At 42.5% G+C, this 11,672-nt stretch carries 9 protein-coding genes; 5 read left to right on the forward strand and 4 right to left on the reverse strand.

Features of this window, described 5'->3' with window-relative positions:
* The first annotated feature begins 152 nt into the window (after window positions 1–152).
* Both glmM and BGP15_RS16255 read left to right on the forward strand, forming a co-directional pair.
* The gene (gene glmM, locus BGP15_RS16250; protein ID WP_286770109.1) at window positions 153–1,535 is read left to right on the forward strand and encodes a phosphoglucosamine mutase; all 1,383 of its coding nucleotides are present in this window, start codon (window positions 153–155) and stop codon (window positions 1,533–1,535) included.
* Between the two features lie 88 nt (window positions 1,536–1,623).
* Window positions 1,624–3,699, forward strand: coding sequence for a Na+/H+ antiporter (locus BGP15_RS16255; RefSeq protein ID WP_286770110.1), 2,076 nt, complete (start codon window positions 1,624–1,626; stop codon window positions 3,697–3,699).
* 72 nt (window positions 3,700–3,771) lie between these two features.
* Here BGP15_RS16255 and BGP15_RS16260 read toward each other — a convergent pair whose 3' ends face one another.
* The 4 genes from BGP15_RS16260 to BGP15_RS16275 are packed head-to-tail and all read right to left on the reverse strand — an operon-like array spanning window position 3,772 to window position 6,890.
* On the reverse strand, window positions 3,772–4,794 hold the full coding sequence (locus BGP15_RS16260) for a WD40/YVTN/BNR-like repeat-containing protein (RefSeq protein WP_286770111.1): 1,023 nt from the start codon (window positions 4,792–4,794) through the stop codon (window positions 3,772–3,774).
* Window positions 4,795–4,807: 13 nt separating this feature from the next.
* Entirely contained in the window at window positions 4,808–5,281 is a 474-nt protein-coding gene (locus BGP15_RS16265) for a hypothetical protein (RefSeq protein WP_286770112.1), read from the reverse strand.
* Window position 5,282: 1 nt separating this feature from the next.
* A complete protein-coding gene (locus BGP15_RS16270) occupies window positions 5,283–5,840 on the reverse strand; it encodes a hypothetical protein (RefSeq protein ID WP_286770113.1) in 558 nt (185 codons plus the stop codon).
* Window positions 5,841–5,867: 27 nt separating this feature from the next.
* A complete protein-coding gene (locus tag BGP15_RS16275; RefSeq protein ID WP_286770114.1) occupies window positions 5,868–6,890 on the reverse strand; it encodes a LacI family DNA-binding transcriptional regulator in 1,023 nt (340 codons plus the stop codon).
* Between the two features lie 121 nt (window positions 6,891–7,011).
* On the opposite strand from BGP15_RS16275, the gene BGP15_RS16280 reads away from it, so the two are divergent.
* The 3 genes from BGP15_RS16280 to BGP15_RS16290 are packed head-to-tail and all read left to right on the forward strand — an operon-like array spanning window position 7,012 to window position 11,554.
* Complete coding sequence (locus BGP15_RS16280) at window positions 7,012–8,496, forward strand: xylulokinase (protein WP_286770115.1); 1,485 nt, start codon at window positions 7,012–7,014, stop codon at window positions 8,494–8,496.
* A 1-nt stretch (window position 8,497) separates the two neighbouring features.
* Window positions 8,498–9,826: a xylose isomerase gene (gene xylA / locus BGP15_RS16285; RefSeq protein ID WP_286770116.1), complete on the forward strand. Its 1,329-nt coding sequence runs from the start codon at window positions 8,498–8,500 to the stop codon at window positions 9,824–9,826.
* A gap of 51 nt (window positions 9,827–9,877) precedes the next feature.
* On the forward strand, window positions 9,878–11,554 hold the full coding sequence (locus tag BGP15_RS16290) for a sodium/sugar symporter (protein WP_286770117.1): 1,677 nt from the start codon (window positions 9,878–9,880) through the stop codon (window positions 11,552–11,554).
* The last annotated feature ends 118 nt before the right edge of the window (window positions 11,555–11,672 follow it).

The raw sequence follows: 11,672 nt of genomic DNA on the forward strand, positions 1-11,672 counted from the left end.
TCAAAAGTAAAAATAATTTCATTGCAAACGGTTGTTTCTTTTAAAAACAACTTTGTTGCAACAAATATACGTTAAATATTCATTAATTATAATTTTAATTCGATATTTTATTGGCATTGTGCTAAATTTACACGTTAATCAATTCAAGAGAAATGACTTTAATTAAATCAATATCAGGAATACGTGGTACGATAGGTGGGCGTGCTGGAGAGGCACTTACCCCGATAGATATCGTTAAGTTTACAGCCGCATACGGCAAAATAATTGTCAAACAGAGTGGCATCAAAAAAATTGTGGTAGGAAGAGATGCACGCGTTTCCGGAGAGATGGTCAGTAATTTGGTGATTGGTACCTTGCAAAGTATCGGTGTTGATGTAGTTGATTTAGGTCTTTCAACAACGCCGACGGTAGAGATTGCTGTGCCTATGGAAAAAGCGGCCGGTGGTATTATTTTAACGGCTTCACACAACCCGGGCCAATGGAATGCGCTGAAGTTGTTGAATGCAAAGGGAGAGTTTATTTCAGATGTTGAAGGACAGGAAGTATTGGCGCTCGGTGAATCCTTAGACTTCGACTTCTCGGAAGTAGAAGAGATCGGACAGGTTCATAAAGATTATTCTTATTTACAGAAACATGTTGACGCCGTATTGGCCTTAGACTATGTGGATAAAGAAGCGATCAAAGCGGCTAATTTTAAAGTTGCTCTGGATGCGGTCAACAGTACTGGTGGTACATTTATACCCGCTCTATTGGATGCGCTTGGTGTACAGACAGTCTATAAGATCCATTGTGAACCCAATGGTCAATTTCCGCATAATCCAGAACCATTGAAAGAACATCTAACGGATTTATCCGCTGCAGTTCTTGAAAACAACGCTGACTTGGGTATTGCTGTGGATCCGGATGTAGACCGGCTGGTCTTTATGATGGAGGATGGTGAGTTATTTGGTGAAGAATATACGTTAGTTGCTGTAGCGGATTACCTATTGCAGCATAAGAAAGGAAATACAGTTTCCAATTTGTCTTCCACACGTGCATTGCGCGATGTAACGAAAGCGCATGGTGGCGAATATTATGCGGCCGCCGTGGGTGAGGTAAATGTGGTGACAAAAATGAAAGAAGTCGATGCTGTGATCGGTGGCGAAGGAAATGGCGGTGTCATTTATCCCGCATCCCACTACGGCCGTGATGCGTTGGTTGGTGTGGCCATCTTCTTGACACACTTGGCAAAACTTGGTAAAAAGGCTTCAGAGTATCGTGCTTCTTTACCGCAGTATTTTATGTCAAAAAACAAGATTACCTTAACTCCAGAATTGGACATTGATAATCTATTGGCCAAAATGGAGGAAAAATATAAAAATGAAGACCATTCAACAATTGATGGACTGAAAATAGACTTCGAAAATGAGTGGGTTCATTTGCGCAAGTCGAATACCGAACCGATTATTCGGATCTATTCTGAGGGACCGACGCCCGAAGCTGCTGAGCAGATCGCGCAGAAGATTATCAGAGAAATTGAAGAAATAATTAAATAGAAACAAAAAGCTGCATCCGCAGCTTTTTGTTTTAGGACTCATCTGAGTAGTACAACATAGTCCTAGATATTAAGATGTTTTAGAATTTATGATTAGAAAGATCATTTTAAGTACGTATTGTTTTCTTAGTTTAATTTTATTGGCCTTGCCAACAAGTGCCCAGCAGCCTGTAGACGAAATCAATAGGGTGTTAGATCAATGGCACAAATCTTCGGGTGAGGTAAAGTATGGCCCTTTTTTGAATGTCGTCGCTTCGGATGGTATTATTTTGGGAACGGATCATGACGAGCGATGGGATAAGGCGCATATTGATAAGTTCGCTAATCAATATTTTAATCCCAAAAATGCCTGGACTTATACCTATGACAAACGGCATATTAGTTTTAATGCAGATAGCACAACAGCTTGGTTTGATGAAACTTTTAAGATCAATACCAAGTCTTTTCGTGGCGTGGGGGTGTTGAGCAAGCTGGACAGTGAATGGAAGCTTCGTCAATATAGTATGTCTATGTCGGCTCCTTATGCGGATGTAAAGGCAGCTGTGGGCGGAAAGGCCGGTCAGAAAATCCATAGCAATCTCTTATTGGTGATGGTGCTGTTTTTCTTTATGGCCATGTTATTTGTGCTGAGCCAGCGCTTAAAAATTTCTTATCCCATTCTTCTGGTTATTGGCGGGCTGGTGATCTCTTTGATTCCCGGTGCCCCGGTCATTAGTATTGATCCTGATATTGTATTTATGGTGTTTTTGCCACCTTTGCTTTTTGAAGCGGCCTGGTATACCAATTGGGGGAATTTTCTAAAATGGCGCCGGTCGATCTTTATTATGGGATTTGGCTTGGTCTTTTTTACCTCATTGGCCATTGCATATTTCTCGGTCAGCATCATTCCCGGATTTACATTGGCGCTAGGATTTCTGCTGGGGGGCATTATCTCTCCACCAGATGCGGTGGCAGCGAGTTCGGTCCTGAAAGGCGTCAGTATCCCCAAACGTGGTATCGCGATATTGGAAGGAGAAAGTCTGGTCAATGATGCCGCTTCGCTTACCGTATTTAGATTTGCATCCATTGCAATTCTTACAGGCCAGTTTGTCATGGGCAATGCCACTACACAGTTTCTTGTTTTATCGGTCATGGGGGTTATTGTAGGACTTGTCATCGGTCATATCCTCTATATATTCCTGCGCTATATCGCTAAATCGTCCAGTATCTCTACACCTATTACCCTTATCGCGCCGTACCTGATGTATATTGTTGCGGAGCATTTTGAATGGTCCGGAGTTTTAGCTGTAGTCAGTGGGGGACTGTTTCTTTCCTTCCGGGCGGGTGATTATCTCAATTATCATACACGCATCCAAACGAAGGAGGTTTGGGCCACAGTGGGTTTTCTATTAAATGGATTTGTCTTTATTTTAATTGGACTTGAACTCCCGGTCATTATCAACGGATTGGGCGAGTACTCCATGGAGGAAGCGATTGACTATGCATTGGCGATCTGTGTGATTGTTATTGTATTGCGATTAATCGCGGTGTACCTCTCGGCCTTTGTTCCTAGAATACTGTTCAAACGCGTTCGTATCAAGGAAAAGAGTCCAGGCTGGAAGCTGCCCTTGGTTGTGGGCTGGGCTGGTATGCGGGGTGTGGTCTCTTTGGCTTCAGCATTGGCGATCCCTTTGACTTTGTACGACGGGACTGCTTTTCCGCACCGTAACCTGATCTTGTTTATTACTTTTGTGGTTATTTTGGTGACCCTTGTTTTTCAGGGCCTTACCCTGCCATTGCTGATCAAACTGATCAAAATTGAAGAGGTCGATGAGCAAGCTTCGATGGAAGAACAAATCGATGAGATCCGCGTCCGTCTTGGCAAAGAATCTATTGCCTATTTGGATAAACATTATGGAAAGGAAATGCTGGAACATGAGACAATAGCTCGCGTCAAAGAGCAGATTATCCGGAGTGTAAATGCGTCCGAGCGTGCCAAGGAAGAAGACACGCGTGCGCAACTTTCTGCTGTTAGAGGCTTGTACAATAAAATTATGCTGGAACTTTTAGCTTTACGTCGCGATGGTTTGTACAAAATCAAAGAAAGCAAGGCTTACGATAGTGACGTCATCAAAGAAATGGAGTATTCCTTGGATCTGGAGGAATCGCGTTTATCGCGTAAATAGATAATTACAGGAAGAAGTCCGCGGATCTTCCCGCAGATTGAGCTGATAGTACAGGAAAAATAGCGACTTAGTTTATAATGCTAATTTCGCTATTTTTCCTTTATCTCCTGCCAGAAATACGGCCTGACCTTTTTTGGCTTTTTGAACAGCATTGAAGCTTTCCTTTCCGATAGGTGTCCAGTTTTTACCCCCGTCATTCGAGCGGTCTGTACCCGAGGTACCCGTGCAGATCAATTGTTTTTTGGAGAGATAAATGACTGCCGACTTAAAGCCTGCAGGGGCTGTCTGTGGTGCAGACCATGTCTTGCCGCCATCGTTGGTCAAAAGGCTATTTTTGTCTTTATTTTTATCTTCCTTGTAATCACCGCCGACCACAATACCGGTTTTTGATGTGTAAAATGCGACCGAAAAAGGACCCGTGCTATTTTTTCCATGAATCATGGGGCAACTGTAGCGCTTCCATGTGCTGCCCTGATCCGTGCTGCTGTATATATTGGCTACAGTTCCACCAGTGGCAATCCAGTAGGTGCCTTGGTCATTGCAGTAGATGGATGTTCCGCTCGCCGCAAAGCCCGCTTCCCCCTCAGTAATGGAAAGGTGCATATTCGCGGATATATCTTTCCAAGACTTTCCGAAATCGACGCTTTTCAATAAAGGCATTTTACCATGAATGGCGTCGCCAAAAGCAATTCCCGCACCTTTTGACGTAAACGCAAATCCATCATAAAATATTTCCGGTCGCTTGTCACTGAATACTTCCTTCCAGCTTCGGCCACCATCCTGTGTACGTAAGATAATAGCGGGCGAACCTGCCGATATAATAAGGGCCTCATTCTCATCAAATGCTTCGATATCTCTAAAATCGATTTTTTCATAACCTATGGGATTTACCCATTGCCAGTTTTTTCCGGCATCCGTGCTTAAACCCACAGTACCATTGCTGCCACTTACCCAAACGGTTTCATCATCGACGACACTTAGCCCCCGATAGCTGCTGTTACGTTCTTGATTGACAATGTTAATCGTGGCTTGCTGAGCACTTAGGAGGTTCAGAAAGAAGATTTGGATAATGAAGATCAGATATAAAGGTTTCATGTGGGTATGCTGTTTATTTAAACAAATCTACTCGTCTTTTTGAAACTTTCCGTGGTTTTTTTAAGATTGTTTTGCGGAGCTGCAAAAATCCAACGGTCATTTTTCGCGGCGATTTGAAATAAGGAATGCTCAAGACAACCAGGAGTGCAATACAGGCCGACGTCCCCAGTGCTCCACCATAGCCGGTAAAAAACTTGCTTGTATTGAGCAGAATAGTTGTAAAGATAATGCCGGCAAGGGCCAGACCAAAATAAGTGGATAGCTGATTTTTTGATACCATGCCTATAAATGACGCTCCTATAAAAATTGGCGGAATATATTGTGCCAGATAGGGAGAAACACTTTTTGGAAAGAAATGAAGAAAGCCGGCAACAACTAAGGTCAACAAAGCTGATGATCGTACAGCACCTTGGTTCAACGTGGTATTTAGGTAATACGTCGCTGTACTTGCGATGACACCGACCAGGTATAAAATGAATGTTTCCATATTACTTAAAAAGGTACAACAATAGGTAGGTAAGTGAAACGCCTAGAAAGGCCAATGTCCCAAGTTTACCACCGACGCCATTTAAAAGGCTCTTCGATACAATGAGGAAGATCGCGGTGAAAATACTGGCTGCTAGAATAAAAGAGAAACCGTGGGCCACCTGCGCATTGGACATGCCAACAAATGCGCCGCAATAAATCGCTGCAGGAAGGTGGGGCAGATAAGCTGAATTTTTGTTGATATTGGGGATGAAGGAGGCCAGGGTACCTGTCAGTGCCGCCCCTAAGACGGGACCCAAACCGAATATCTGATTGAAGTAATAGGACGCAATAGCGCCTATCGGTACCCAAACCGCAATTTTAATGGATTCATATTCATGCTTATGATGATGAATCGGCGATCTGAGATAACTGTATAGGATCAGTAAGGATAATAGGCCGATAAAGGCTAATACAATATAAGAATGCGTATTTTCTACAAAGATGGCAACTAAAAAAAGTGCCTGAATGACAAATAATAAGCAGATGCTTATTGTCCTAAATTTCTGCCGGGCTTGCATTGAAGTAAATTTAGGCAAAGGTACTGATTATTTGTCTATTCTGTTGGTAGATTTTCTTTTTACCAATAAGGGGTCAAGGACAATTTGTTCAATTGCTTCGTACGGATTTTTTTGTTTAACCATTTTGAGAAAGAGCTTGGCACACTCTTCCCCCATTTTATTGGCCTGTTGATCAATACTTGAGAGTGTAGGTGTGATAAAGGAAGAAAAGGTCTGGTTTGCAAAACCGATCACACCTGTCGCCGGAATAGCGATATTTGCTGATTTGAGTGCCTGTATAATCCCCACAGCTGTAAAGTCATCCCCGCCAATAAAGGCGTCAGGTCGAATTTCAGATTTTAGAATCTGTTCAGTGCCTTTTATTCCGGCTTCAATGGATAAGTCGCCCCGCACAATAAACTCTTCCTGCTGGGGAAGCTGAGCCTCTTTTAGCGCCGCTTCGAAGCCATGGAAACGATCTTGGAAAATAGCAATCTCTTTGTCTGTTGTAATAAAGGCAATATTTCTATAGTCCTGTTCGATCAGATGTTGGGTTGCAAGATAGCCGGCTTTAAAATCGTCGAGTTTCACGACAGGAGCGGGAATATTTTTGTGGGTACGGTCAAAGATAATTAAGCACTTGCGCTGATTGATGACTTCCTGAAAGTGACTTGTTTCTTGTGTTTCCAAGGATAGTGAAGCAATGATGCCATCTACCTGAGCTTCCAGCAAAGTCTTTACACCATTGACCTCATCTTCAAAAGATTCATTTGACTGGTAAAGCAAGAGGCTGTAATTATGCTTCTTCAGCTCTTTTTCAATACTGTGCACGGCCTCCGCAAAAAAATGAATTTGCATGGTCGGTACAATAACGCCAATTGTATTGGATTTGCCCGAGGAAAGGGACGAAGCAAGTTTATTGACACTATAATTCAATTCCTTGGCTTTGTCGAGTACTAATTTTCGTGTCGCCTCGCTGATCGTAGGCACATTGTTCAATGCGCGTGATACAGTAGAGACTGTCACACCGAGCGCACGGGCAATATCATAAATTGTCGTTTTTTTATTCACGCTCCAAAGTAAATAATTTTATTTAATATTTTGAAAATTCAGAAACATATCCTACTTTTATGCAACCGGTTGCAATACTTGCTTCCGAGATTATTTTAATAACCAGTTACAATTAATTACCATGTATTTGTTAGGTATAGATGTAGGTACTTCTTCCGTAAAAGTTTCAATCGTTGAAGCTTCTTCGCAGCGTAAGGTTTGCTCGGTGCAATATCCGGATATAGAAGCGCCCATAATTACTGTGGAGCCCAACTGGGCCGAACAAAATCCGCTGGATTGGTGGGACTACTTTAAACAGGCTTTATTGAAAGCAAATACCTTAGGGCTGTACGATCCCAAAGCAATCTCCGCCATTGGAATCGCTTACCAGATGCACGGTTTAGTAGTTGTTGATAAAGATCAGCAGGTGCTCCGAAATGCGATTATTTGGTGCGATAGTAGAGCAGTAGAGTTGGGGAATACCGCTTTTGATGAAATCGGAAGATCCTTTAATCTGAGCCATCATCTGAATTCTCCAGGAAATTTTACAGCGTCGAAGCTGGCTTGGGTAAAAGCTAATGAGCCGGCGGTTTACGAAAAGATAGATAAGATCATGCTCCCCGGCGACTTTATAGCCATGAAACTTTCGGGCCAGGTGACAACTTCCATATCGGCCTTATCCGAGGGTATCTTCTGGGATTTCAAAAACAATACACTATCCGATACCATCATGGATTACTATGGCTTTGATGATCATCTTATTCCAGAGATCTTACCTGTATTTTCGACGCATGGACAGATTAAAGCGGCTGTTGCCGAGGAACTCGGCCTATCTGGTACGGTGACGATCAATTATAAAGCTGGCGATCAACCCAACAATGCGCTTTCTCTAAATGTCCTTCAGCCAGGGGAGGTAGCTGCTACTGCCGGTACTTCAGGTGTTATTTACGGGGTGAGCGATCAGCTGATTGCGGACCGCGAATCACGTGTCAATACATTTGCGCATGTAAATTACCGTGAAGATGATATTCGGACCGGCGTATTACTATGCATCAATGGAACTGGTATTATGAATAGTTGGGGACGGAAGTTGCTGGGGCGCGATTTATCGTATGAACAGATCAATACCATGGCTGGGTCATCACCTATAGGAAGTAAAGGCCTGCAGGTTATTCCATTTGGGAATGGTGCCGAGCGTATGCTCAATAATCAGACGGTGGGTGCTTCAATTACAGCAATCGATTTAAATAGGCATGAGGCAAGCGATATGCTGCGCGCGATACAGGAGGGAATTGCTTATGCTTTTCGTTATGGACTGGATATCATGCGTGAAAATGGCCTGTATCCGAATATGATCCGTGCGGGATATGCAAATTTATTCTTGAGCTCCGTTTTTCGCGAGTCTTTTGTAGGAGCCACAGATGTCCCGGTGGAAATTTTTAATCACGACGGCAGTGTTGGTGCAGCGCTGGGGGCAGGGATCGGTAGCGGCTATTACACGGATTTTGCCGAAGCTTTTCGCACCTTGAAACCAGTATACACGGTTGAACCTCAATTTGTAGCGCAGTATGAAGAGCATTACCAGCAATGGAAGGAATTGTTAAATAAAAACATAAATAAAAAATAAGATGAATATTATCACAGGAAAAAAAGAATTTTTCAAAGGCGTTGGCCAGATTCAGTTCGAAGGAAAAGAAAGTACAAATCCATTGGCTTTCCGTTATTACAATCCGCAGCAAATTGTTGCTGGAAAAACCATGGAAGAGTATTTTAAATTTGCCTGTTCATATTGGCATTCATTTAATGGCAATGGATCTGATCCATTTGGTGGACCGACACATCAATTTCCATGGGACGAAAGCAGCGACGTGATCACCAGGGCAAAAGATAAAATGGATGCGGCATTTGAATTTATCAGTAAATTGAATATACCTTATTACTGCTTCCATGACGTAGATTTGGTCGATTATTCAGATAATGTCCTCGAAAATGAAAAACGTCTCTCAACTATTGTTGATTATGCGAAGGAAAAGCAACAGGAGAGCGGAATCAAATTGCTTTGGGGAACAGCCAACCTGTTTAGCCATAAGCGCTATATGAACGGGGCCGCGACCAATCCGGATTTTCATGTCCTTGCACATGGTGGTGCTCAGGTGAAGGCCGCATTGGATGCAACAATTGCGCTCGGTGGTGAAAACTATGTGTTTTGGGGTGGAAGAGAAGGGTATATGAGCCTGTTAAACACCAATATGAAACGTGAGCAGGAGCATCTTGCACAGTTTCTACATATGGCAAAAGATTATGCCCGTAAAAATGGCTTTAAAGGAACTTTCTTTATCGAGCCTAAACCATGCGAGCCTACAAAACATCAGTACGATTATGATGCGGCTACCGTGCTCGGCTTCCTTCGTCAGTATGATCTTTTGGAAGATTTTAAACTAAACTTGGAAGTAAACCACGCTACATTGGCCGGACATACGTTCCAGCACGAGCTGCAGGTTGCTGTGGATGCCGGTAAATTGGGCTCCATCGATGCTAACCGTGGTGATTATCAAAATGGCTGGGATACGGATCAATTTCCGAATGACATCAATGAATTGACCGAAGCCATGTTGATCATTTTAGAAGGTGGTGGTTTCCAAGGAGGTGGTGTGAACTTTGATGCCAAAATCCGCCGGAATTCGACCGATCCGGAAGATTTGTTTTATGCACATATCGGGGGAATGGATCTTTTTGCACGCGCGCTTATTACGGCGGATCGTATCCTACAGGACTCGGACTACAAGAAAATTCGGACAGACCGTTATGCTTCGTTTGACGCAGGCCATGGCGCATCGTTTGAAGGTCGTACATTAACTTTGGAAAACTTAAGGGATTTAGCAGTGGAATTGGGTGAGCCTAAAACCATCAGTGGTAAACAGGAGTATTTAGAAAATTTGGTCAATAGATATATATAGTTCTAAAAATATTTCTATATTAGGCGATCAAATTAAACCAATTACCAATACATGAATAATTATTTAAGCACAAAAGATTACATCGTTTTCCTGATCTACTTTGTTATTGTAGCAGGTTACGGACTATGGGTGTATTATCGCAAGAAATCTGAATCTGTAGGTTCCAAAGATTATTTTCTGGCTGAGGGTTCGTTGACCTGGTGGGCTATTGGAGCATCACTTATCGCATCCAATATTTCTGCCGAGCAATTTATCGGTATGAGCGGTTCCGGATTTAAGATGGGATTGGCTATTGCAACTTATGAGTGGATGGCTGCCATCACGCTGATTGTCGTTGCGGTATTTTTCATACCGGTCTATTTAAAGAACAAGATCTTTACCATGCCTCAGTTTCTTCATAAACGTTACAATGGAACTGTTGCAATGATCATGGCCGTTTTCTGGTTGCTACTTTATGTGGTGGTCAACTTGACATCCATTCTTTATTTGGGCGCCATTGCGGTAAGCAGTATTTCTGGTATCAGTCTTGAAGCATGTATGTACGCCATAGCGATTTTTGCTGTTATCATTACGCTGGGCGGTATGAAGGTAATTGGGTATACGGATATTATTCAGGTTTTCTTTTTGGTCCTTGGTGGTTTGGCGACAACTTATCTGGCCTTAAATCTTGTTTCGGAGCACTATGGTGGCTCAGGAATATTACAGGGCTATCATTTGATGACCGAAAAAGCTTCCGATCATTTCCATATGATTCTAGATCGTAAAAACGAAAATTATCTTGATTTACCGGGATTGACCGTATTGATCGGGGGGATGTGGATCGTTAATTTAAATTACTGGGGATGTAATCAATATATCACGCAACGTGCATTAGGAGCAGATTTGAAAACAGCGCGAAACGGAATTTTGTTTGCTGCCTTTCTAAAGTTGTTAATGCCTATCATCGTGGTATTGCCAGGTATTGCAGCGTACGTGATGTGGAAAGATGGTTTGTTCCAAAATGAAATGATGCAACATGGTGAGGTGAATCCAGACCATGCTTATCCAGTTCTATTGAATTTATTGCCAGCGGGTTTGAAAGGACTGTCATTTGCAGCCCTGACAGCGGCAGTGGTAGCTTCTTTGGCCGGTAAAGCAAATAGTATCGCGACGATCTTCTCCTTGGATATTTATAAGAAAGTATTCAATACCGAAGCATCTGACAAAAAATTGGTCAATATTGGTAAGCTTACCGTTGTTGTTGCCATGATTTTGGGCGTGCTGATTGCACCACATTTGGGAATTGATAAAAAGGGTGGATTCCAATACATCCAAGAGTACACAGGTTTCGTTTCTCCGGGTATTTTTGCCATGTTCATTTTGGGATTCTTCTGGAAAAAAGCAACTTCCAATGCGGCATTATTTGCAACAATTGGTGGTTTTATTTTCTCTATTATCTTCAAAAAATTACCGGACTGGGTCGATCTTTCTTTCTTGTCATCAACAGGTTTCTCCGTTCCGAATCCGACAACCGGAGTCTACGAAATTCCATTTTTGGATAGAATGGGATTCGTTTTCATCATTTGTATTGTTGGTATGATTCTCATCAGTATCATCGACAATAAACGTGGTGTAGTACCTGCAGGGCTGGAAGTTGATACAACGATGTTTAAACCGCATAGAGCATTTTTGGTCATTGCATTGATTGTCGCTTTATTAGTTACAGCATTGTATTCCATTTATTGGTAAAACCAAGATGCAAAAGATCCTAAAAACTCCTGTCAGCCCCGGTTGACGGGAGTTTTTTTGTTTGCGCTAAAAATTCCTATCTTGCTTTTACTAAAACGATTACTTAACGAAAGATTGC

Origin of the sequence: Sphingobacterium sp. 40-24 (genome assembly GCF_001899705.1) — a bacterium.
Lineage (GTDB): Bacteria > Bacteroidota > Bacteroidia > Sphingobacteriales > Sphingobacteriaceae > Sphingobacterium > Sphingobacterium multivorum.

Excerpts from the sequence above, each read along its gene's own strand:
- xylA (WP_286770116.1), top strand. The coding sequence starts at position 8,498 with ATGAATATTATCACAGGAAAAAAAGAATTTTTCAAAGGCGTTGGCCAG.
- BGP15_RS16290 (WP_286770117.1), top strand. The coding sequence starts at position 9,878 with ATGAATAATTATTTAAGCACAAAAGATTACATCGTTTTCCTGATCTAC.
- glmM (WP_286770109.1), top strand. The coding sequence starts at position 153 with ATGACTTTAATTAAATCAATATCAGGAATACGTGGTACGATAGGTGGG.
- BGP15_RS16270 (WP_286770113.1), bottom strand. The coding sequence starts at position 5,840 with ATGCAAGCCCGGCAGAAATTTAGGACAATAAGCATCTGCTTATTATTT.
- BGP15_RS16255 (WP_286770110.1), top strand. The coding sequence starts at position 1,624 with ATGATTAGAAAGATCATTTTAAGTACGTATTGTTTTCTTAGTTTAATT.
- BGP15_RS16265 (WP_286770112.1), bottom strand. The coding sequence starts at position 5,281 with ATGGAAACATTCATTTTATACCTGGTCGGTGTCATCGCAAGTACAGCG.
- BGP15_RS16260 (WP_286770111.1), bottom strand. The coding sequence starts at position 4,794 with ATGAAACCTTTATATCTGATCTTCATTATCCAAATCTTCTTTCTGAAC.
- BGP15_RS16280 (WP_286770115.1), top strand. The coding sequence starts at position 7,012 with ATGTATTTGTTAGGTATAGATGTAGGTACTTCTTCCGTAAAAGTTTCA.